The organism is Neisseria arctica (assembly GCF_022870905.1).
Taxonomy (GTDB): Bacteria; Pseudomonadota; Gammaproteobacteria; order Burkholderiales; family Neisseriaceae; genus Neisseria; species Neisseria arctica.
In genome coordinates this window covers 182,546-204,608 of the sequence record NZ_CP091510.1, presented here as the reverse complement: position 1 = coordinate 204,608, position 22,063 = coordinate 182,546, and the positions used below count along the sequence as shown (strand labels likewise).

The window sequence follows — 22,063 nt, the reverse complement described above, 5'->3', positions numbered from 1 at the left end:
AGCCTGACTCCCGCTGTTTTATTCTTGATACCTGCCCCTGTAAACAAATGTCAAACAGATTGGCCGAACACTTCCCGTGCGATGGCTACGGTTTCTTCTATCAACTCCGGCGTATGTGCGGCAGAAACAAAGCAAGCTTCGTATGCAGAGGGGCCGAAAGCTACACCTTTATCCAGCATTCCATGGAAGAAACGTTTAAAGGCTTCGATATCCGAACGTGTCATATCCGCATAGCTGTTCGGGCATTCCGCCGCAAAATACAAACCGTACATACCGCCGATGAAATCGGTACTGAAAGTTACCCCGGCCGCTTTGGCAGCCTCCTCCAAACCCTGAGTCAGCTGTCGAGCACGGTCAGCCAATGTTTCATAGAAGCCGGGGCGTTGGATAATTTCCAAGGTTTTCAAACCTGCCGCAACGGCAACCGGATTACCCGACAATGTACCTGCCTGATAAACCCCGCCCAAAGGTGAAATACAAGCCATAATGTCTTTTCGGCCTCCAAATGCCGCTAAAGGCATGCCGCCGCCGATAACTTTGCCCATGGTGGTTAAATCGGGCTTAATACCATGCAGCGATTGTGCACCGCCTAATGCTACGCGGAATCCGGTCATCACTTCATCATAAATCAATACTGCGCCGTGTTTTTCCGTTAATGCGCGCAAAGTATGGATAAAGTTTTCAGACGGCCTGATCAGATTCATATTGCCGGCAAAAGGTTCCAAAATCACACAGGCAATCTCATCACCAACAGCGGTGAAAGTTTCTTCCAATTGTGCGACATCGTTATATGACAACACTAACGTATGTTTGGTGAAATCGGCAGGAACACCGGCAGAACTGGGGTTGCCGAAAGTCAGCAAGCCGCTGCCTGCTTTTACCAACAGGCTATCGGAATGACCGTGATAGCAGCCTTCGAATTTGATGATTTTATCGCGGCCGGTAAAACCGCGCGCCAAACGGATGGCGCTCATGGTAGCTTCAGTACCAGAGCTGACCAAACGCAACTGTTCAACGCTCGGTACGATTTTAGCGATTTCTTCCGCAATCACGATTTCCGCTTCGGTAGGCGCTCCGAAAGACAGTCCGCCTAATGCCGCTTCACGCACAGCCTCAACCACTTCGGGATGCGCATGACCTACAATTGCCGGCCCCCACGAGCCGACATAATCAATATAACGTTTACCCTCGGCATCCCATACATAAGCTCCTTCGGCTTTGGTAATAAAACGCGGTACGCCGCCCACACTACCGAATGCGCGCACGGGAGAATTAACTCCGCCCGGAATAATGGCTTTTGCACGGTTGAAGAGTTGTTCGTTACGGTTCATCATGATTCCTTATTTGATTTAGGCCGTCTGAAAATAAAATTCCGATCCCTATCCGTTACACGCTTCAGACGGCCTGTATATTCAGTATTAAATCGCTATTTTAGCAGCAGCGCCACTTTGCCACCAAACAGCAAATAAAAAACCTGCCTTTGCAGGCAGGTTAGGGATATCAATTTATTCTTTGGGAAGGCGCAGAACGGACACAATCAAACCGCCCCAAATCACTACCAAAGCAATTACCATCATCACGATTGCACCGGTACTCATTATTCTTCTCCTTCACGGTAATTATCAGCACCGTCGTGCCAAGCCAATTTTGACAAGATAAAAGCCAGCACCACCAAGCCGACAGCCATAGCCCAGCCAAACGTACCGACAAACCAAGCAGGATAGCCTTCATAGCCCTCTTTGGCCAGCTTGAAAACCTCAGATACCAACATATAGGCCAATACGATCGGCGTGATAATGCCGGCAAACAACTTCCAGCCCGCTCCTAACTTCAGCGAAGAAACCGAATTAACGTGGGCTGCCAGCATATCAAAACGTTTGGTCAGCATGATGCAGCAGATAGAAGCAAAACCGACCGCCACAATACCAAAGCTGTTGACGAATTTATCCAGCACATCCAAAACAGGCAAGCCGGTAGTCGTGCCGAATAAAATGGTCGATATCACCATCAGGGGCAAACCGACTGCAAACGTTGCAGTAATACGCCCCCAGCGCAACTTATCTTGAATCGCAGCAATGATAACTTCCAAAATCGAGATCAGAGAAGTGAGGCCTGCAAAAACAAGCGAGCCGAAAAACAACACACCGATTACCGAGCCAAAAGGGGCTTTATCGATAATGGTCGGAAATGCGATGAAAGCCAAACCTATACCCGAAGTTGCCACTTCGCTCACCTCTTTGCCCGTCGAAACCGCCATAAAACCTAAAGCGGCAAAGACACCGATACCTGCCAGCAACTCAAAACTACTATTGGCAAATCCCACAACCAAGCCGGCTCCGGTCAGATCGGTTTGCTTTTTCAGGTATGAGGCATAGGTAATCATAATACCGAAGCAAATAGACAGTGAAAAAAAGATTTGTCCGTAGGCGGCAATCCATACGCTTGGTTCGGCCAACTTGCTCCAATCCGGCGTAAACAGCGCATTCAAACCTTTGGCTGCGCCGTCTAGCGTCAATGAGCTGAGTACCAAAATGATAAACATCACGGTCAGCAGGGGCATAAAGAACACCGAAGACTTACCCACGCCGTTCTGCACGCCCAAAGCCATAATCAGCAATACGGCAATCCATACGCCCAACAACGGGCCTACGATAGTATCGACAAAATCAAAACCTATCCCCACCTCTTTCGACATCTTTAGAAAATCGCCGAAGAAAAATGCAGCAGGATCGGCACCCCAGCCGCTGTTAAAAGCATAGTAGGTATAACTGGCCGCCCAGCCGATAATCACGGCGTAGTAAATGGCGATAATGACATTGATCAATACCTGCCACCAACCGAAAGTTTCAAAACTTTTACTCAAACGTCGAAAGGCCAACGGTGCGGATCCGCGGTATTTATGCCCGATCGCATAATCCAAGAATAAAAGCGGAATACCGGCGGTTAGCAGGGCTACAAGATACGGCAGAATAAAGGCGCCGCCGCCGTTGTCATAGGTGACATAAGGAAAACGCCAAATATTGCCCAAACCGACTGCCGAACCGATGGCTGCGAACATAAACATCCGCCGGCTGGAGAAAGTCGCACGTTCTGATTGTTGTTGTGTTTTTGACACGATACACCTCCGAGGTTACGCCTTTTCAAGCGCACTCTTTCACTTTGAAATTTTGTTGTTTTTATAGCCGTTCAAAATCAAACGGTACTTCTTTCGGCTATGCAGCACTACATTAGCATCCTGCCAGCCTGAATCACCTTCCCCTTTGTATCTTGCTCGGCCACACATAAAAGAAAAGCACGGAATCTGCCCGGCAGATTCCGTGCTTTTCTTTGCAAAAGTTTGCAGCAAAAAAAATGATTATGCAACAAAAAACCGCCAAACGTACGATGCAGCGTCTCTTTGGCGGTTTTTTGTGTAATTTCAAATACTAGTCGGCGTAAATTTATTGGCTTCGAGGCCATGTGGAATAAGGATGTTTGCTTAAATAGGCATTGGTAAACATGCCGTTTGCAGTAATCTCTTCACCCAGCCACTCAGGGCGTTCGAAAGGGGTACTTTCAGACGGCAATTCCAATTCGGCCACGACCAACGGTGCGTTCTCGCCAAAATATTCGTCTATTTCGAAAACAAAACCCGCGTATTCGATTTCATAACGGTATTTTTCCAATTTAAACGGACACATAGTATCCATCATCACCTCGGCATGTTCCAAAGGAATTTCATACTCGAACTCACTGCGCGAAACGTCCGAAATATAGCCTTTTAAAGTCAACCATGCCCGGTTGCCGATAATACGCACACGGATGGTTCGTTCTTTCTCCACGCTCAAATAGCCCTGCCGCAATATCTTAGGCGCGCCGGCCAGCGTACGCCAATGATCGTTTTGCAATAAAAAACGGCGCTCGATTTCTACAGTCATATTTTCAGACGGCCTTGATAGAAAAATTTAGAAAGGTTTAAAGATAACCAAATACAATGCCAACGCCATCACTACTACCGGAATCTCATTGAATACTCGATACCATTTATGCGAATAGCGGTTACGGTTTTCTTTAAAGTCTACCAACAAGCGGTAGCAGTAAAAGTGATAGCCGAGCAATATGACGCTCAGCGTTACTTTGGTATGTACCCAGCCCGAACCCCACCAGCCCGTAACAAACGGAATGGCAAAGCCAAATAGCACCGCGCCGATACCCAAAGGCGTCATAAATTTAAACAAACGCTCCGCCATACCCAACAGGCGTTGGTATTCCCCACGGTTGCCCGCCTCCACCTGAGCCAGGTTGACATAAATACGCGGCAGGTAAAACAAGCCCGCAAACCAAGCGATAATAAAAAAGACATGCAGCAGTTTAAACCACGGATACATTTCAGACGGCCTCTTGGAAAAGATGGGCGTATTGTAGCGTTAAAACAGATAGGATTACAGCAGCATGTGGGTATCGGATTGATATTCAGGAAATCCTCAGCCAGCCCAACATATCATCGGCCAGTTTGCTGCCGTAATATAAAAAAAGCGCATAGCTTTCCTGCATCAGAAATTCTCTTTTCTTTCGCGACTCGCTGTAACGGCTGGTAGGAGTTGCAGAAGTATAAGCATTTATACCCAAATCATCGGCAATCGCAGCGGCACGGGCCAAGTGGTAAGGATCGCTGACAATCACCACGGTTTGGATATCATGGCTGCGTAGCAAAGGGCGGATATTGAACAAATTATGGTAAGTATCGCGCGAGGTGTTTTCAAAAATGATATCGCGGCTGCGCACGCCTTGTTTGATCGCATAGCGGCGTCCTACTTCGGCCTCTGTCATAAAGCCCGGCTTCGGGGACCCTCCGGTAAACACCAGCTTTTCCACCCTGCCGCTCTGATATAGTGCCAAAGCATGGTTGATGCGTTCGCGAAATACAGGCGAAGGGCGCGTATCCCAAGCCGCCGCTCCCAACACAACCGCAGCATCTGCGCGCGCATCTGCCGCCAACGTTTGATTACCGATGTGCCAAACCTGCCACACGCAATAGGCAAATGTGGCCGACACCAAAAAAAGGCTGAGTAAAAATCCGCGCAATAAGGCATAACGCAAACCGTTACGGCTGCGGGTAAGCGAAAAAACCATATTTCCAAAAACTCACTCGGGCAAAATCGCCTCGATATTTTCCAAGGGCCGGCCTATCGCGGCACGGCAGCCGGCCACTGCAATCGGCCGTTCGAGCAATTGCGGGTATTTCTCAACGGCTTTTAACAAAGCGTGATTATCTATATCCGGCTGCTCCAAACCCAGCTCGCGGTATAGATCGTCTTTCACCCGCATCATGGCACGGGCATCGGACAAACCCAGTTTATCCATTAAATCGCGCAAATCGGTGATTGAAAGCGGTGTATCTAAATAATCGACGACTTTAGTCCGCAAACCGCGCATCTGTAAAAGAGCCAATGCCGCGCGTGATTTGCTGCACCGGTTGTTATGATAAAGCGTTACATCTGAAGGCATGGTAATTCCTTTCCGACCAAGTCGCCCAAACCGGCCGTTTTTCTCTAAAAACTGCCGCTTAGTCATCATGCGCTTTTCCAGCCCGATTGTAAACCGCTTCATCGCAGGATAGCGACTGTTGTAGAAAGATATTTACCAATCCTCTGTATCCGACAACCGAAATCATCCTTAGAGATTACTCTGCTTTTATCCAACCGATGATTAACAGCTTCTAAACAAGCCGTCTGAAGCGTTACAATAACAGCTCCCAAACCTCTTATCCGAATAAGGAAGAAGCTGTGAAAAAAATACTGCCCTTATGTGCCATTTTAATGTCATTAAGCTGCTCCTCCTTTGCCTCGGAACTACAGGAATGGGAGAGCGGGACGCCCCGCGATATGAGCCATCTCAAAGCCCCCGTACGCATTATTAATTTATGGGCAACATGGTGCGCACCCTGTCGTAAAGAAATGCCCGAAATGTCAGGCTGGTACCGCAAACAGAAAAAAGGCAGCGTGGATATGGTCGGTATCGCACTTGACCGTCAAGAAAATATTCAAGCCTTCCTCCGCCAAACGCCTGTCAGCTATCCCATCTGGCGCTATACCGGCAACGACAGCCGCGGCTTTATGAAAAAATTCGGCAATAATACGGGCGCACTGCCGTTCACCCTGATAGAAGTTCCCAAATGCGGCTACCGCCAAGCCTTTTTGGGAGAAGCCAACGCCCGCAAGCTCGATGAGGCATTAAATACTGCAAAACAAAAATGTCGCTAAGGCTAATACTAAACAATGCCGTCTGAAACTTTGCATTATTTCAGACGGCATCGGTAATATTTACATCCAAACCACATAACGCCCGACAAACTCGGCAGCCAAATCGGCCCCGTCGTACAAACCGCACGCCAGCTCTATCCGCCCTTTTCCCTTCTCCTCCAACATCTGCCTGCACTTTTGCCACGCGACTTCATCGCTAGCTTCCACCTTGCACACCACCCGCAAATTATTCTTCGCCGGTTTCAGATAACGGATATTACTTTCCTGCACCACGATTTTACCTTCGGCCTCGGGCAGCCTGATATGCACCAAAGCCCACGCACATAAAGTAGCCGATAAAACCATACTGCCGCCGAATATGCTGTGGTGATGGTTGCAATTGGCGACGAAAGGAACATCCAACACCACGCTATCTGGCGCACAACTGCCCACGGTAATACCTAAAGCACGGCTGGCAGAGATGTTCGTATGAAGAAAAAATATTCCAATTGCTGCGCGTTCATTTGCTGACTCCGTTTCCGGCCAGAAGATTCGGGAAGTTTATCCCGAAGGCCGTCTGAATACTTGATAAGTCATTATTTTACGCTAAAATAAAAATATTTTTCCGCCCACGGCAAGCAGTTGATGAACACCACACTTGTTTGGTTCAGGCGAGATTTGCGCCTTTTCGACCACACCGCCCTACAAACCGCCATCCGCCGAGGCTTACCGCTGGTGGGTGTTTTCGTATTCGATACCGATATTCTCAACGGCCTGCCCGCCGATGACCGCCGCCTCACCTTTATCCGCCAATGTCTGACAGAACTGCGCCAATCGCTGGCTGAAAAAAATGTTCCCCTATGGGTTTTATACGGACGTGCGGAGGATGAAATTCCCGCCCTTGCCGAACGGCTTCAAGCGGCTTCGGTTGTGTGCGCCGAAGACTACGAACCCCAGGCCATCATGCGTGATAACCATGTTTGGCGCAAACTTGATGCCGAAGGACGCAGCCTGATACGGGTAACCGATCAGGTCGTATTGGCCAAAGCCGCCGTCATGAACCAACAAGGCCGCCCTTACAGTGTATTCACACCTTATAAAAAAGCTTGGCTGGCCGCTTATGCGCAACATTACGCCGGCTGGCAGCCCGCAGACGACTGGCAAACACTGTCGCAACTTCAGTCCCGCTTACCCGAAGCCGCGCAACGCACGCCACCGATACCCGAATTAGCCGACTTAGGGTTTACTCCCCAACCTCTGGCAATAACCGGCGGGGAAACCGCCGCACAAACCATGTTGACCGATTTTATGCAGCGCATCGCCCTTTATCATATCAGCCGCGACTTTCCGGCGAAAAAAGGCGTTTCCTATCTGGCATCGCATCTACGCTTCGGCACACTGTCGATCCGCCATTTGGTTTATCTGGCACGCCAAGCCGATAACGAAGGTGCGCAAACCTGGCTCACCGAACTGATTTGGCGCGAATTTTACCAACAATTCCTGTTCCACCATCCCCGCGTCGCACACGAGAGCTGGCGGGACGAATACCGTGATATCGATTGGCCGAATCCCGAAGGTTTTTTAGAACGTTGGCAAAACGGGCAAACAGGCTATCCGATTGTTGATGCCGCCATGCGCCAACTGGCTGCCAGCGGCTATATGCATAACCGCCTGCGCATGATTACCGCCAATTTTTTGGTGAAAGACCTATTATGCGACTGGCGGCTGGGCGAAGCCTGGTTTGCCCGCCACCTGCTCGACTTCGATTTGGCGGCCAACAACGGCGGTTGGCAATGGGCGGCCGGTACGGGCTGCGATGCCCAGCCTTATTTCCGTATTTTCAACCCGGTTACCCAATCGCAAAAATTCGACCCCGACGGCACGTTTATCCGCCGTTATGTTCCGGAACTCGCCCACTTGGGGAAAGATGTTATCCATGCCCCTTGGCTAGCCAAAAACAGCATCAATACCCACGGCTACCCCGCCCCGATAGTCGACCATGCCACCCAGCGCGAAAAAGCCCTTGCCTTATTTAAAGATGCTGCCCAACGTTTTCAGACGGCATCTGACGCATAAACTCATGTTTCATGTTGTTAAAAAATATTTAAAAGAAACCAAACCAGCCGCCCCGTACCGGCCATATCAAGAGCACGCGGCATAAGCCATGGCTTTTACAATGCCGTCTGAAAACAGGCAAGCCAACAACCGGCAAAAAACACTGGCAACCGTGTTAACACCATTTTCAGACAGGTTAAAATAAGCCTTCCCGCCTTGTAACCACCGATAATGGAAAGCCCATGAATTCACCCGCCCCGATTTGGCTGCAACCGAAACTCTACAGAAATATCGCCGTATTTACCGCCGTTACCGGCACCCTACTGTTAGCACGGCACAGCCAAAGCCAAGACATCGCCGCTTTTGCGGCAGTCGTATTTCTCTTTGCCGGCGCTATTGTCGCCATTGCGGCCGTCGTATTGGCCCTACGGCTGCGCGACAGCGGTACGGCCATCCAAAGCCTGTTGCTGATGCTTTGGCAAATCGGCTTCCCGCTGGTGTTGATGGCTAAAATTTACCATCAGGCCGGCTGATTCAAACATTCCCGAAGGAAATACCATGCCTACAACCGCGATTCTCGGCGGCGGCCTTTGCGGCCGGCTTCTCGCCATCCGATTAGCCGAACAAGGGATTCAGACGGCCTTATTCGAACAAGGCAGCCGAAACGGAGAAAATGCCGCCGCCTACATCGCCGCCGCCATGCTGGCGCCTGCCGCCGAATCAGTAGAGGCAACCCCGGAGGTGATTGCGCTCGGATACCAAAGTCTGCCTATATGGCGCGCTATCATCGAACGTTTGGACACACCCGTTTTTATGCAGCAAAACGGCAGCCTGATTGTCTGGCACAGCCAAGACAAACCGCTGGCCCGACAATTCGAACAACACCTTCACCGTGCAGGCACCGGCTTACAATACTGGCAGGCCGCCGATATTGCCGCTGCCGAACCCCAATTGCGCGGGCGTTTTCAAGCCGGATTCTATCTGCCCGAAGAAGGCCAGCTAGACAACCGCCAAATACTCGCCGCACTTGCAAATCAGGCGGAACAACTCGGCGTACAATGCCATTGGCACCGGACAACCGATATCGAAACTTTACAAAAACAATTCGCCTGCGTTATCGACTGCCGGGGTATAGGTGCCAAATCTTCATGGAACAGGCCGTCTGAAAACGGCAGCCGCCTACGCGGTGTACGCGGCGAAGTAGCACGGGTATATGCGCCCGAAGTATCGCTCAACCGCCCCGTTCGGTTACTGCATCCGCGCTATCCTCTATATATTGCCCCCAAACAAAACAACGTATTCGTTATCGGCGCCACCCAAATCGAAAGTGAAAGCGAAGCGCCCGCCAGCGTACGCTCAGGCTTGGAATTACTATCGGCCCTCTATGCCGTCCACCCCGCATTCGGAGAAGCGCAAATCTTAGAATTTGCCGCCAAACTACGCCCCACCCTCAACCACCATAATCCCGAAATCCGCTACCGAACCGATCGCAGCCTAGTAGAAATCAACGGCCTTTTCCGACATGGTTTTATGATTGCCCCCGCCGTTACCGCCGCCGCCGCCCGCCTGATTGGCGCATTACAACATCAGCAAAACATACCTGAACAAGATTCCGAAAGCGGGCTGCTTTATATTCCCATACGTAATCGGAACAATCCATAGGGCACAAAATAAGTACAGAAAAAATTATTAGAATACAACCGATTATTGTCTTATAATACCAATCGGCTCACGCCAATAGCATAGACCTTTTAAAAGTTTGAAAATATAAAAAATGGTTCTCTTTGTTAAAATGGATTTTCTTGGAAATTAAATTTACAAAGCATTAATTTATATAAATAAAAAAGCCACCCACAACTAGAAAAAGCCCAAAAAAAATCGGGGATTAATCGTTACCTCAAACAAACTCTGTATTTGCGTCTACCATCCATTCACTCGGGTGAACTATGAATATCCTACTCAATGGTGAAATCATTGATTTTTCAGGGCATACCGTTGCCGACCTGCTGGCAGAGCGGCAGCCCGCCCTTCCCTTTGCCGTTGCCGTCAATACGGCCTTTGTTCCTAAAAGCAACTATCACGGACATCCGCTTTGCGAAGGCGACCATGTAGATATTGTGCGTCCGGTTGTCGGTGGCTGAACGTCCTCTCGGGAGAAAAATATGCAAGGAAGCTGTTTGTGCGGTGCGGTGCGATATGAAGCAGACCGTATCCAATACATCCAACTCTGCCATTGCCGTACTTGCCAAAAAGCCCAAGGTGCGCCTTATATCGCCGGCGGCGCGGTACTGCGTAGCGATTTCCGCTGGCTCTCCGGCGAACACTTACTGTCGGCCTACGAATCCAGCCCGGGAAAATACCGCCGCTTCTGCTCCGTATGCGGCACACCGATTATGAGCGACCGCGAAAGCCTGCCCCATATCGCTCTGCGAGTTACTACGCTTGATGAAGATCCGGGTTTGCGCCCTTCCTATCACATCTGGACGCAAGACGACTGTCCTTGGACGGCCTCATCAAGCGATCTTCCCCAACACACACAATGGCCGCCTGAAAAACAAACATGAGTACGTTGACTCTTTACCAGCAAAATTTCACCAGCCGCCTATTGCTGGGTACGGCGGCATATCCGACTATGGAAATCCTGCGCGCCTCTATCGAGGCCGCTTCTCCGGCTATGATTACCGTATCGTTACGACGGCAAAGCAGCGATGGACAAGCACACGGTCAGGCTTTTTGGCAGCTGCTGCAAGAAATGCGGATTCCTATTCTGCCCAATACCGCCGGCTGCCAAAGCGTACAAGAAGCGGTAACCACCGCACAAATGGCGCGCGAAGTATTCGAAACCGACTGGGTTAAACTTGAACTGATAGGTGATGACGATACGCTGCAACCGGATGTGTTCCAGCTGGTAGAGGCGGCATCCATTTTGATTAAAGAGGGTTTCAAAGTACTACCCTACTGCACGGAAGACTTGATCGCCTGCCGCAGACTGTTGGATGCCGGGTGCGAGGCTCTTATGCCTTGGGCAGCCCCTATCGGCACCGGCTTGGGCGTAGTACATGAGTATGCTTTACGGGTATTGCGCGAACGCCTGCCCGATACGCCCTTGATTATTGATGCGGGCTTAGGACTGCCCTCTCAAGCCACCCAAGTTATCGAGTGGGGCTATGACGCCGTTTTGCTGAATACCGCCGTTTCTCGCAGCGGTAATCCCATTGATATGGCGCGTGCGTTTGCCTGTGCGGTCGAAGCCGGCCGCTTGGCATATGAAGCCGCACCGATTATACCTCGCGAGCAAGCCCAAGCCAGCACGCCCACGGTAGGACAACCGTTTTGGCATTCGGCAGAATATTAAAATTTTCTTTTGATGCTCTTAATACACACATAGGCCGTCTGAAATATATTTCAGACGGCCTATCTATTGAAGCTCTTAAACGGGCAACATGAATAAATATTTATTTCCGCAAAGTGTCGACTACATCAATCATGAATTCCAAGTCCTCCTCTTGCAGCGTAGAAAAACCTTCCGGAATACCTAACGAAGATAAGAGCGCCAAGCCTTTGGGATGCTTATTCAGATTTACCAGCAAGGGGCGTAGTTTGTCGGCCTCTCTCTGCCATTGCGGCTGATACAGCCATACATGATGGATTTCATTAATACGGCTGTGCAAAATAATTTTTAAACGGCTAAGAGTAATGCTGCTGAAGTGTGCGGCCACCCTCGCAGATACCACACCGATATCAGCAATACTGCGTGCAACCGCCAGAGCAACTGCCAAATAATTGTCTTGTTGCACCAATTTTATATTTGCTTCATCCACGCCTGCCGGCTCAAGCAGGCGTAAAGCTACATAATTGGCATCTTCGTTGGCGCTAACCGCAAGTGTAAATGCTTCTTTTAAGTCTTCTACGCGATTGATTTCAGAGTCTGCCCGGCAGATCAAAACAATTTCATCGGTTGTATTAGGGCGTACCAATGGTAAGTAGCCTTGTTGCCTTACATATGTTTTTGCGGCGAAAGGGTTCACATAAACCATTGCACTCGGTTTGGTTTGCTGATGCTGGGCAACTGCTGCAAAACTTTCCGGCATTACTAAATTAATAGGCAGGCCGCTTTGCCCCTGCAACCAAGTATTCAGCATATACCAAGCGCCAAATTCTTCAGGCATATAGTTGGGAACTACCATCAGACTAAGCATGGCTTTTCTCCTCTGCCAACATCGCCGCATAAACTGGCTCTAGTTCTCGTATCTTATCGCGGCAGGGCTTACGGCGAATCGAACTGTATCCAAGCAGTTTACCTTTTCGGATATTCGGTAAAACACTGGCGTATACCCAGTAAAATCCTCCGTCTTTACATAAATTCTTGACGTAACCGACCCATGGTTCTCCTCTTCTGATAGTGGCCCATAAATCTGCAAAAGCCGCCTGCGGCATATCGGGGTGCCGCAATATCGAATGGGGGGCTCCGATTAATTCTTCCCGCGACCAGCCGCTAATTTCTACAAAAACATCATTAGCATGTGTAATGATGCCGTTCGAATCAGTGCGGGAAACAATTAATGCACCTTCGGGAAACATGTGCTCTTTATCAGTAGTGTAAATAATCCGCTCACCGGGATCATCATGGTATTGCTGTATATGTTCTACAACTTCGCTACCGCCCGGATACGGTACTTTTAGCTTTTCGTCATGAATACTTACCATCATACAGACCCTCTCTAAAAATATTATGTGGCCAACGTTATCTAAAAATTCAGTACTCAAAAATCAAATTGAGGCACCAACTTCGATAACGCATGTTTTGCAGCAAGCAATACCATACCCAGCTTGGTATTGGGATTTGTTGTAATAACCAAAAGTATCGAATCGGTTACCTGGAACAGCAGCATATAGCCGTTATCTGTATGGATAATGGAATATTCCAAAACGCCATGAAGAACTTCTTTAGATGAACGTGTTCCCACCGCCATCATGGCCGCGACCATAGCACCGATTAATTCTTCATCTATGGCCTTATTTGAGGCCGAGGTAATAGGTAAACCGTCACTGGAGACAAGTACGGATGCCGAAATGCCACTATGGCGGATGAGGCTTCTCAACGTCTCTTCTACTTTTTGCATATCCATATTGAATACCTTTATATAATTTAATTACACTTGTTACTATTTACGCAATAATATAGCTCTCTCTGCAAAATTTATTTGATTTAGCTTAAAAAATCACTTCTATAGTGATAAAAAAATGCCCCGTGTTATTCACACGGGGCATTTACTAGGTAACTAGATTTACCTTATTCTGCTTCCTCAACCTGTTCGGCTACTTCTGCTTCATGATGCGCCTGCCATTGCTGACGGCGGGTACGGTGATAAGTCAGACCGGTACCGGCAGGAATCAGACGACCTACAATCACGTTCTCTTTCAAGCCGCGCAATTCGTCTTGTTTGCCCATAATGGCAGCTTCAGTCAATACGCGCGTAGTTTCTTGGAACGAAGCGGCTGAAATGAAGGAGTCAGTAGACAACGACGCTTTGGTAATACCCAACAGGATATTTTCGAAACGTGCCGGCTCTTTACCTTCTGCCAATGCTTTTTCATTTGCCAACATTACATCGGCGCGCTCTACCTGCTCACCGGTAATAAAGCCTGTTTCGCCTGCATCCACAATATTTACGCGGCGCAACATCTGGCGGATGATCACCTCAATATGCTTATCGGAGATCTTCACGCCTTGTAAGCGGTAAACCTCTTGTACCTCTTGTACGATATAGCGCGCCAACGCTTCAATACCTTGCAAACGCAAAATATCATGCGGATCTACAGCGCCATCTACAATGGTTTCACCACGGTTTACCACTTGGCCGTCATGGACCAGAATCTGCTTTTCTTTCGAAATCAGCGTTTCATAAGCCACACCGTCTACGTCGGTAATAATCAAACGCTGCTTGCCTTTGGTCTCTTTACCGAACGAAATAGTACCGGTTACTTCCGCCAACATGCCGACATCTTTCGGGATGCGCGCTTCGAACAGCTCGGCCACACGCGGCAAACCACCGGTAATATCGCGGGTTTTCGAAGAAGCCTGCGGAATACGGGCCAATACGTCACCCTTACCTACTTCCTGGCCTTCACGCACGGTAATCACAGCACCTACAGGGAATGCCATAGATACCGGGGTATTGGTGCCGGGAATACAAACTTCCAGGCCGTTCTCATCCAATAGTTTCACGGTCGGGCGCAACAGCTTGCTGGCGCTCGATGCGCGACGTTTACCGTCAATAACCACCAATGTAGACAAACCGGTTACATCATCGGTTTGTTTGGCAACAGTTACGCCTTCTTCGACGTTTTCGAAGCGTACCAAGCCGGCATGCTCGGTAATCATCGGACGGGTATGAGGATCCCAAGTAGCCAGAGTTTGGCCTGCTTTCACACCTTCTCCGTCTTGCACCAGCAAAATGGCACCGTAAGGAACTTTGTGACGCTCGCGTTCACGACCGATATCATCATGAATAACTACTTCAGACGAACGGCCGATAACAATCAACTCGCCTTTATTATTGGCAACATAACGCATTTGGCTGCTGAAACGCGCGGTACCGTTTGATTTGGCTTCTACTTGGCTTGCAGCAGCAGCTCGAGACGCCGCACCACCAATGTGGAATGTACGCATTGTCAGCTGAGTACCCGGCTCACCAATAGACTGGGCGGCAATCACACCTACAGCCTCACCCGCGTTGACCAGTTTACCGCGTGCCAAGTCGCGACCGTAACAGTGCGCGCACAAACCATAGCGGGTTTTACAAGTAATCGGCGTACGTACTTTAACTTCGTCCACACCGGATTGGTCAATCAGATCAACTAATTGCTCATTGAGCAACGTACCTGCCTCCACTAACGTTTCATTAGTAGAAGGATCTACCACATCGGCAGCGGTTACGCGCCCTAAAATGCGGTCACGCAGAGCCTCGATTACATCACCGCCTTGTACTACGGCTTTCATAATGAAACCATCGGTAGTACCGCAATCATCTTCAACTACTACCAAATCTTGGGTTACGTCTACCAAGCGGCGAGTCAAGTAACCCGAGTTAGCGGTTTTCAATGCCGTATCCGCCAAACCTTTACGCGCACCGTGGGTCGCAATAAAGTATTGCAATACCGTCAAGCCTTCGCGGAAGTTAGAAGTAATCGGCGTTTCGATAATCGATCCGTCCGGTTTGGCCATCAAACCACGCATACCGGAAAGCTGTTTAATCTGGGCGGCAGAACCACGCGCACCGGAATCGGCCATCATATAAATCGAGTTGAATGATTCTTGCTCGACTTCGTTACCATCTCGATCCAATACTTTTTGTTTCGAGAGGTTATCCATCATCGCCTTAGCAATGCGGTCACCGGCGCGACCCCAGATATCTACAACTTTGTTGTAACGCTCACCGTTTGTTACCAAACCTTGGCGGTATTGGTCTTCGATTTCTTTCACTTCGGCATTTGCTTCGGCCAATAGGCTTGCTTTCTCTTTCGGAATTTCCATGTCGTCAACACAGATCGAAATACCACCTTTAGCAGCGAAGCCGAAACCGGTATACATCAGATGGTCGGCGAAAATAACAGTATCACGTAGGCCACACAACCGGAACGATGCGTTAATCAGCTTAGAAATTTCTTTTTTCTTCAAAGCTTTGTTTACATATTCGAACGGCAAGCCTTTGGGCAGAATTTCACTCAGCAACGCGCGGCCTACGGTAGTTTCATAACGTTTCACCACCGGCTCGAATTCGCCCTGATCGTTTTTCTCCCACTCACGCAAACGCACAGTGATTTTAGTACCCAATTCGACTTGTTGGGTATGGTAAGCACGGTGTACTTCTTTCACATCGGCAAACAAGCTACCTTCGCCTTTACCGTTGATCTTGTCGCGGGTCATGTAGTACAGACCCAATACGATATCTTGCGACGGCACGATAATCGGTTCGCCGTTAGCAGGTGACAATACGTTATTCGAAGCCAACATCAAAGTACGGGCTTCCATTTGCGCTTCCAAGCTCAACGGAACGTGTACTGCCATTTGGTCACCGTCGAAGTCGGCGTTGAATGCCGCACATACGAGCGGATGCAATTGGATCGCTTTACCTTCGATCAGAATCGGTTCGAAAGCTTGAATACCCAAACGGTGCAAAGTCGGCGCACGGTTAAGCATAATCGGATGTTCGCGAATTACTTCCTCGAGAATATCCCACACTTCAGGCACTTCTTGCTCTACCAACTTCTTCGCAGCTTTCACCGTACTGGCCAAGCCTTGCACTTCCAATTTATGGAAAATAAACGGCTTAAACAATTCCAAAGCCATCTTCTTCGGCAAACCGCACTGATGCAAACGCAAGTAAGGGCCTACGGTAATCACCGAACGGCCTGAATAGTCCACACGTTTACCCAACAGGTTTTGACGGAAGCGGCCGCCCTTACCTTTAATCATATCTGCCAATGATTTCAGCGGGCGTTTGTTAGCACCGGTCATGGCTTTACCACGACGGCCATTGTCTAACAACGAATCGACGGCCTCTTGCAACATGCGTTTTTCATTGCGTACGATAATGTCGGGCGCATGCAGCTCCAACAAGCGTTTCAAACGGTTGTTACGGTTAATTACGCGGCGGTATAAGTCGTTCAAATCAGAGGTAGCAAAACGGCCGCCGTCCAGTGGTACCAACGGGCGTAAATCCGGCGGCAATACGGGCAAAACGTCCATAATCATCCACTCAAGCTTCATACCTGAACGTTGGAATGCTTCCAATACTTTCAGACGTTTGGCGATTTTTTTGATTTTGGTATCCGAACCAGTGCTTTCGAGCTCCTGGCGCAGAATTTCGATTTCGGCTGCAATATCCAAATTACGCAACAAATCACGGATACCTTCGGCACCCATTTTCGCATCGAAGTCATCACCGAACTCGTCGATTTTGTTGTAATAATCGTCTTCAGTCAGAAGTTGGCGGCGCTGCAACGAAGTCATGCCGGGATCGGTTACTACAAATGCTTCGAAATACAGAACACGCTCGATATCACGCAAGGTCATATCAAGTACCATACCCAAGCGCGACGGCAGTGATTTCAGGAACCAAATATGTGCAACCGGTGCGGCTAATTCGATATGGCCCATGCGCTCGCGGCGCACTTTTGACAAAGTAACTTCAACACCGCATTTTTCACAAGTTACGCCTTTGAACTTCAAGCGTTTGTATTTACCGCACAAACATTCGTAATCTTTTACCGGGCCAAAGATTTTGGCACAGAACAAACCGTCACGCTCGGGCTTGAAAGTACGATAGTTGATGGTTTCCGGTTTTTTAACTTCACCGTATGACCACGAACGAATGGTTTCAGGAGAAGCGATGCCGATTTTAATGGCATCAAACTCTTCTTCCATGCTTGCGGACTGCAACGGATTAAATAAGTTTGACAAATTCATTTTTGCTCCTTGTGGAACGGCCTGTTTTCAGACGGCCTAAGTTTTCAATATAGGCCGTCTGAAAACCGTTCCGGTATTTAGTAACGTTCCAGATCGATATCCAAGCCCAATGAGCGAATCTCTTTAACCAATACGTTGAAGGATTCGGGCATACCTGCATCAATTTTGTGTTCGCCTTTAACGATGTTTTCGTACATTTTAGTACGTCCTGTTACATCATCCGACTTCACAGTCAGCATTTCTTGCAGCGTGTAAGCCGCACCGTATGCCTCTAATGCCCACACCTCCATCTCACCGAAACGCTGGCCACCGAATTGTGCTTTACCACCCAACGGCTGTTGTGTTACCAAACTGTACGGGCCGGTAGAACGGGCGTGCATTTTTTCATCAACCAAATGGTGCAGTTTCAAATAGTGCATCACACCCACAGTAACGCGGCGGTCAAACGCTTCGCCTGAGCGGCCATCGTATAGGGTAATTTGGGTTTTAGTATCGTTGAATCCCAATTTTTGTACTTCCGGATCATCACTCGGATAAGCCAGATCTAGCATTTCCCGGATCTCTGCTTCTTTCGCGCCATCGAATACCGGAGATGCAAAAGTCGCACCGCGTTTCAAGTTGTGTGCCAAAGCGAGAATTTCTTCATCACTTAACTCATCCAGATTTTCCTGTTTACCACTGCTGTTATACAGTTTGTTAAGGAATTCACGGATTTCGCCAACTTTACGCTGCTCAGCCAACATAGCATCGATGCGTTGTCCGATGCCTTTGGCCGCCCATCCCAAATGCACTTCCAAAATCTGACCGATATTCATACGGGAAGGTACGCCCAGCGGGTTCAATACGATATCAACCGGACGGCCATCCGCCATATAAGGCATATCTTCTACCGGTAGAATACGCGATACCACACCTTTATTACCGTGACGGCCAGCCATCTTGTCACCGGCTTGCAAACGGCGTTTGATGGCAATAAATACTTTCACCATTTTTTGTACGCCAGGCTGCAATTCATCACCTTGGGTCAGTTTTTTCTTCTTAACTTCATACAATGCATCCGACTCTTCGCGTTTTTGCTGCAAGCTCAGTTTAATTAACTCCAGTTGCTTAGCCAGTTCTTCATCTGCAACACGCACATCGAACCAGTCGTGCTTGCTCGGTAAGCTTGCCAAATATTCGGCAGTGATCTCGCTTCCCTTCGCAAGCTTCATCGGGCCGCCATTAGCTTTTTGCCCAACAATCATGCGCTCGATACGGCTGAAAGCATCGTTATCGAAAATACGCAATTGGTCACTTAAGTCTTGGCGATAGCGTTTCAACTCAGCATCAATAATTGATTGGGCACGTTTATCACGCTGAATACCTTCGCGGGTAAATACTTGTACGTCAATTACCGTACCGCTCATACCGGTAGGCATACGCAACGATGTATCTTTTACATCGGACGCTTTCTCACCGAAAATCGCACGCAGTAATTTTTCTTCAGGCGTAAGCTGGGTTTCGCCTTTAGGCGTTACCTTACCAACCAAGACGTCACCGGCCTCAACTTCCGCACCGATGTAAACAATACCACTCTCATCCAAACGGTTTTGCATACGCTCTGAGAGATTCGGGATATCTCGGGTAATATCTTCCGCACCCAGTTTTGTATCACGTGCCACCACATTCAATTCTTCAATATGAATAGAAGTGTAGCGGTCATCTGCAGCAACTTTTTCAGAAATCAGGATCGAATCTTCATAGTTGTAACCATTCCAAGGCATGAATGCGATAGTCATGTTTTGACCAAGCGCCAGTTCTCCCAAGTCGGTAGATGCACCGTCGGCCACCAAATCACCACGTTGCAGTACATCACCTGCTTTGACTGCAGGACGCTGATTGATATTGGTAGATTGGTTGGAACGGGTAAACTTCACTAAGTTATAGATATCTACACCAACCTCGCCGGCAACTGCCTCATCATCATGTACACGGATAACCACGCGGTTAGCATCCACATATTCCACGACACCGCCGCGACGGGCAACAATGGCAGTTGCAGAGTCAACTGCTACCGAACGTTCGATACCGGTACCTACCATTGGTTTTTCAGCACGCAAACAAGGAACTGCCTGACGTTGCATGTTTGCACCCATCAATGCACGGTTCGCATCGTCATGCTCCAAGAAGGGGATCAATGAAGCCGCTACCGATACAACCTGACCTGTTGCCACATCCATATATTGAACGCGATCAGGAGTTGACATAATGGTTTCGCCTTTTTCACGGCAAGTGACCAATTCGTCTACCAAGCGACCTTCCGCATCCAACTCGGCATTGGCCTGTGCAATCACAAAACGACCTTCTTCAATTGCCGACAGATAGTCAATTTCATTGGTTACCTTACCATCTACCACACGGCGGTACGGGGTTTCCAAGAAACCATATTCATTGGTGCGCGCATAGACAGACAGCGAGTTGATCAAACCAATGTTGGGACCCTCAGGTGTTTCAATCGGACATACGCGACCATAGTGTGTCGGATGTACGTCGCGTACCTCGAAGCCCGCACGCTCCCGAGTTAAGCCACCCGGTCCCAAGGCAGACACACGGCGTTTGTGGGTAATCTCAGACAAGGGATTGGTTTGATCCATAAACTGGCTCAACTGACTTGAACCGAAAAACTCTTTAATTGCAGCAGATACCGGCTTCGCATTAATCAAATCATGAGGCATCAGGTTCTCAGACTCAGCCTGATTCAAACGCTCTTTAACTGCACGCTCTACACGCGCCAAACCACTACGGAATTGATTTTCTGCCAGCTCACCCACCGAACGGACGCGTCGATTACCCAAATGATCAATATCATCCACTTCGCCGTGGCCGTTGCGTAACTCCACCAGAGTCGCAATTGAAGCAACAATATCCTCAACGCTCAGTACATAGCCACCTTTATCGGCAGCTCCTGCAAATGTTTCATTCAGCAAGCGCCCGTACCATGAAGCATTTTGTGCCTCAGTTAGTTTTTGTTCATAAGTGCGGGTATTAAACTTCATACGACCCACACGAGACAAATCATAACTCTCTTCATTAAAGAACAAGCGGTTAAATAACAATTCAACAGCTTCTTCAGTAGGGGGCTCACCTGGGCGCATCATACGATAAATCGCAACACGGGCTGCCTGTTGATCTGCAGTTTCATCGGTACGCAACGTATTGGAAATATAACCGCCTTGATCCAATTCATTGATATACAAAGTTTGAATTTCAGATACACCGTGGATATCCAACTTGGCCAATAACTCTTCCGTAATTTCCTCATTGGCTGTAGCTAAAACCTCACCGGTATCTGAAACAATAACATCACGCGCCAATACTTTGCCCAGCAAACTTTCTGCATCTACATCCAAACGGCTCAAATCAGCATTGGTAATATCACGGATATTTTTAGCCGTGATACGTTTACCCTTGGCAACTAATACATTACCGTCTTTATCAACGATATCTAATTTAGCTGTTTCACCTTTCAGACGGCTTGCAATAAAATCCGTTTGCACACCATTTTTCGATAAATAGAAATTCTCTTTATCGTAAAAAGTATCCAAAATTTGCTCGTCGGAGTAACCCAACGCTTTCAAAAGAATTGTTACCGGCATTTTGCGGCGGCGGTCGATACGGAAGTACAGTAAGTCTTTCGGATCAAACTCGAAATCAAGCCACGAACCACGATAAGGAATAATGCGTGCAGAAAACAACAGCTTACCTGAAGAATGTGTTTTACCGCGGTCATGCTCAAAAAATACACCAGGCGAGCGATGCAACTGAGACACGATCACACGCTCCGTACCATTGATTACAAATGAACCACTGGGTGTCATCAATGGAATCTCACCCATATATACTTCATTTTCACGGATTTCTTTTACAACATTCGGCTTAGAAGTTTCTTTATCAAAAATCTTCAAACGAATACGGGCGCGCAAAGGAGCCGCATAAGTTATGCCACGCAATTGGCATTCAGGAATATCAAATAGCGGCTCACCCAAAACATAATGTACAAACTCTAGTTGTGCATAACCATTGTGGCTGACAATTGGAAAAATTGACTGGAATGCAGCCTGCAAACCCTCATCGGTACGCTGGTCAAAAGGCTTTTCTAATTGTAAGAATTTAGCATAAGAATCTAACTGGGTTGCCAGCAGAAACGGAACTTCCAAAACATTTTTACGCTTCGCAAAACTTTTACGAATACGCTTCTTCTCGGTAAACGAATAACTCATGGACAACTCTCCAAAAGAGAAAGAATAACAACAAACAGACACTTACATTTATTTAC

At 48.5% G+C, this 22,063-nt stretch carries 20 protein-coding genes; 7 read left to right on the top strand and 13 right to left on the bottom strand.

What is annotated here, in order from left to right; all coding sequences use genetic code 11:
* Window positions 1-50 precede the first annotated feature (50 nt).
* The 7 genes from hemL to arsC all read right to left on the bottom strand — a co-directional run bounded on the left by hemL (window position 51) and on the right by arsC (window position 5,487).
* A complete protein-coding gene (gene hemL / locus LVJ86_RS00905; protein WP_047761740.1) occupies window positions 51-1,331 on the bottom strand; it encodes a glutamate-1-semialdehyde 2,1-aminomutase in 1,281 nt (426 codons plus the stop codon).
* 174 nt (window positions 1,332-1,505) lie between these two features.
* Window positions 1,506-1,598 carry a methionine/alanine import family NSS transporter small subunit gene (locus LVJ86_RS00900; protein WP_047761741.1) on the bottom strand — a complete coding sequence of 31 codons (93 nt, stop codon included), beginning with the start codon at window positions 1,596-1,598 and terminating at the stop codon, window positions 1,506-1,508.
* Entirely contained in the window at window positions 1,598-3,115 is a 1,518-nt protein-coding gene (locus LVJ86_RS00895) for a sodium-dependent transporter (protein ID WP_268777909.1), read from the bottom strand. The genes LVJ86_RS00900 and LVJ86_RS00895 overlap by 1 nt, the downstream gene beginning before the upstream one ends.
* Before the next feature lie 325 nt (window positions 3,116-3,440).
* Entirely contained in the window at window positions 3,441-3,917 is a 477-nt protein-coding gene (locus LVJ86_RS00890) for a CYTH domain-containing protein (protein WP_047761743.1), read from the bottom strand.
* Window positions 3,918-3,944: 27 nt separating this feature from the next.
* On the bottom strand, window positions 3,945-4,367 hold the full coding sequence (locus LVJ86_RS00885; protein WP_047761744.1) for a CopD family protein: 423 nt from the start codon (window positions 4,365-4,367) through the stop codon (window positions 3,945-3,947).
* Between the two features lie 85 nt (window positions 4,368-4,452).
* A complete protein-coding gene (locus LVJ86_RS00880; protein WP_047761745.1) occupies window positions 4,453-5,112 on the bottom strand; it encodes a YdcF family protein in 660 nt (219 codons plus the stop codon).
* A gap of 12 nt (window positions 5,113-5,124) precedes the next feature.
* A complete protein-coding gene (gene arsC / locus LVJ86_RS00875; protein WP_047761746.1) occupies window positions 5,125-5,487 on the bottom strand; it encodes an arsenate reductase (glutaredoxin) in 363 nt (120 codons plus the stop codon).
* Window positions 5,488-5,798: 311 nt separating this feature from the next.
* On the opposite strand from arsC, the gene LVJ86_RS00870 reads away from it, so the two are divergent.
* Complete coding sequence (locus tag LVJ86_RS00870) at window positions 5,799-6,242, top strand: TlpA disulfide reductase family protein (protein ID WP_047761765.1); 444 nt, start codon at window positions 5,799-5,801, stop codon at window positions 6,240-6,242.
* 60 nt (window positions 6,243-6,302) lie between these two features.
* Here LVJ86_RS00870 and LVJ86_RS00865 read toward each other — a convergent pair whose 3' ends face one another.
* Window positions 6,303-6,704 (bottom strand): YiiD C-terminal domain-containing protein, encoded by a 402-nt coding sequence (locus tag LVJ86_RS00865; RefSeq protein ID WP_280520239.1) that lies wholly within the window; start codon window positions 6,702-6,704, stop codon window positions 6,303-6,305.
* A gap of 162 nt (window positions 6,705-6,866) precedes the next feature.
* On the opposite strand from LVJ86_RS00865, the gene LVJ86_RS00860 reads away from it, so the two are divergent.
* The 6 genes from LVJ86_RS00860 (at window position 6,867) to LVJ86_RS00835 (ending at window position 11,631) form a co-directional block, all read left to right on the top strand.
* Window positions 6,867-8,297 carry a cryptochrome/photolyase family protein gene (locus LVJ86_RS00860; protein WP_047761748.1) on the top strand — a complete coding sequence of 477 codons (1,431 nt, stop codon included), beginning with the start codon at window positions 6,867-6,869 and terminating at the stop codon, window positions 8,295-8,297.
* 221 nt (window positions 8,298-8,518) lie between these two features.
* Window positions 8,519-8,809, top strand: coding sequence for a hypothetical protein (locus LVJ86_RS00855; protein ID WP_047761749.1), 291 nt, complete (start codon window positions 8,519-8,521; stop codon window positions 8,807-8,809).
* Window positions 8,810-8,834: 25 nt separating this feature from the next.
* Entirely contained in the window at window positions 8,835-9,938 is a 1,104-nt protein-coding gene (locus tag LVJ86_RS00850) for an FAD-dependent oxidoreductase (protein ID WP_047761750.1), read from the top strand.
* A gap of 284 nt (window positions 9,939-10,222) precedes the next feature.
* Window positions 10,223-10,417: a sulfur carrier protein ThiS gene (gene thiS / locus LVJ86_RS00845; protein ID WP_047761751.1), complete on the top strand. Its 195-nt coding sequence runs from the start codon at window positions 10,223-10,225 to the stop codon at window positions 10,415-10,417.
* Between the two features lie 21 nt (window positions 10,418-10,438).
* The gene (locus LVJ86_RS00840; RefSeq protein ID WP_047761752.1) at window positions 10,439-10,840 is read left to right on the top strand and encodes a GFA family protein; all 402 of its coding nucleotides are present in this window, start codon (window positions 10,439-10,441) and stop codon (window positions 10,838-10,840) included.
* Entirely contained in the window at window positions 10,837-11,631 is a 795-nt protein-coding gene (locus LVJ86_RS00835; protein WP_047761753.1) for a thiazole synthase, read from the top strand. Before LVJ86_RS00840 ends, LVJ86_RS00835 begins: the two co-directional genes overlap by 4 nt.
* A 100-nt stretch (window positions 11,632-11,731) precedes the next feature.
* Here the strand turns inward: LVJ86_RS00835 and LVJ86_RS00830 are convergent, their stop codons facing one another.
* The 5 genes from LVJ86_RS00830 to rpoB form a co-directional block, all read right to left on the bottom strand.
* Window positions 11,732-12,475 carry a phosphate/phosphite/phosphonate ABC transporter substrate-binding protein gene (locus LVJ86_RS00830; protein WP_047761754.1) on the bottom strand — a complete coding sequence of 248 codons (744 nt, stop codon included), beginning with the start codon at window positions 12,473-12,475 and terminating at the stop codon, window positions 11,732-11,734.
* Window positions 12,468-12,986 carry a PAS domain-containing protein gene (locus LVJ86_RS00825; protein WP_235284624.1) on the bottom strand — a complete coding sequence of 173 codons (519 nt, stop codon included), beginning with the start codon at window positions 12,984-12,986 and terminating at the stop codon, window positions 12,468-12,470. Before LVJ86_RS00825 ends, LVJ86_RS00830 begins: the two co-directional genes overlap by 8 nt.
* 53 nt (window positions 12,987-13,039) lie before the next feature.
* Complete coding sequence (locus LVJ86_RS00820) at window positions 13,040-13,405, bottom strand: roadblock/LC7 domain-containing protein (RefSeq protein ID WP_047761755.1); 366 nt, start codon at window positions 13,403-13,405, stop codon at window positions 13,040-13,042.
* 164 nt (window positions 13,406-13,569) lie between these two features.
* Window positions 13,570-17,748 (bottom strand): DNA-directed RNA polymerase subunit beta', encoded by a 4,179-nt coding sequence (gene rpoC / locus LVJ86_RS00815; RefSeq protein WP_047761756.1) that lies wholly within the window; start codon window positions 17,746-17,748, stop codon window positions 13,570-13,572.
* A 77-nt stretch (window positions 17,749-17,825) separates the two neighbouring features.
* Window positions 17,826-22,007, bottom strand: coding sequence for a DNA-directed RNA polymerase subunit beta (rpoB, locus tag LVJ86_RS00810; protein ID WP_047761757.1), 4,182 nt, complete (start codon window positions 22,005-22,007; stop codon window positions 17,826-17,828).
* Between the last annotated feature and the right edge of the window lie 56 nt (window positions 22,008-22,063).

Bases quoted from the DNA above. Each gene is read 5' to 3' on its own strand.
- LVJ86_RS00860 (WP_047761748.1), top strand. From the start codon at position 6,867: ATGAACACCACACTTGTTTGGTTCAGGCGAGATTTGCGCCTTTTCGAC.
- LVJ86_RS00850 (WP_047761750.1), top strand. From the start codon at position 8,835: ATGCCTACAACCGCGATTCTCGGCGGCGGCCTTTGCGGCCGGCTTCTC.
- LVJ86_RS00855 (WP_047761749.1), top strand. From the start codon at position 8,519: ATGAATTCACCCGCCCCGATTTGGCTGCAACCGAAACTCTACAGAAAT.
- LVJ86_RS00885 (WP_047761744.1), bottom strand. From the start codon at position 4,367: ATGTATCCGTGGTTTAAACTGCTGCATGTCTTTTTTATTATCGCTTGG.
- LVJ86_RS00840 (WP_047761752.1), top strand. From the start codon at position 10,439: ATGCAAGGAAGCTGTTTGTGCGGTGCGGTGCGATATGAAGCAGACCGT.
- LVJ86_RS00870 (WP_047761765.1), top strand. From the start codon at position 5,799: ATGTCATTAAGCTGCTCCTCCTTTGCCTCGGAACTACAGGAATGGGAG.
- rpoB (WP_047761757.1), bottom strand. From the start codon at position 22,007: ATGAGTTATTCGTTTACCGAGAAGAAGCGTATTCGTAAAAGTTTTGCG.
- thiS (WP_047761751.1), top strand. From the start codon at position 10,223: ATGAATATCCTACTCAATGGTGAAATCATTGATTTTTCAGGGCATACC.
- arsC (WP_047761746.1), bottom strand. From the start codon at position 5,487: ATGCCTTCAGATGTAACGCTTTATCATAACAACCGGTGCAGCAAATCA.
- LVJ86_RS00890 (WP_047761743.1), bottom strand. From the start codon at position 3,917: ATGACTGTAGAAATCGAGCGCCGTTTTTTATTGCAAAACGATCATTGG.
- hemL (WP_047761740.1), bottom strand. From the start codon at position 1,331: ATGAACCGTAACGAACAACTCTTCAACCGTGCAAAAGCCATTATTCCG.
- rpoC (WP_047761756.1), bottom strand. From the start codon at position 17,748: ATGAATTTGTCAAACTTATTTAATCCGTTGCAGTCCGCAAGCATGGAA.
- LVJ86_RS00825 (WP_235284624.1), bottom strand. From the start codon at position 12,986: ATGATGGTAAGTATTCATGACGAAAAGCTAAAAGTACCGTATCCGGGC.
- LVJ86_RS00820 (WP_047761755.1), bottom strand. From the start codon at position 13,405: ATGGATATGCAAAAAGTAGAAGAGACGTTGAGAAGCCTCATCCGCCAT.
- LVJ86_RS00880 (WP_047761745.1), bottom strand. From the start codon at position 5,112: ATGGTTTTTTCGCTTACCCGCAGCCGTAACGGTTTGCGTTATGCCTTA.
- LVJ86_RS00900 (WP_047761741.1), bottom strand. From the start codon at position 1,598: ATGAGTACCGGTGCAATCGTGATGATGGTAATTGCTTTGGTAGTGATT.
- LVJ86_RS00835 (WP_047761753.1), top strand. From the start codon at position 10,837: ATGAGTACGTTGACTCTTTACCAGCAAAATTTCACCAGCCGCCTATTG.
- LVJ86_RS00830 (WP_047761754.1), bottom strand. From the start codon at position 12,475: ATGCTTAGTCTGATGGTAGTTCCCAACTATATGCCTGAAGAATTTGGC.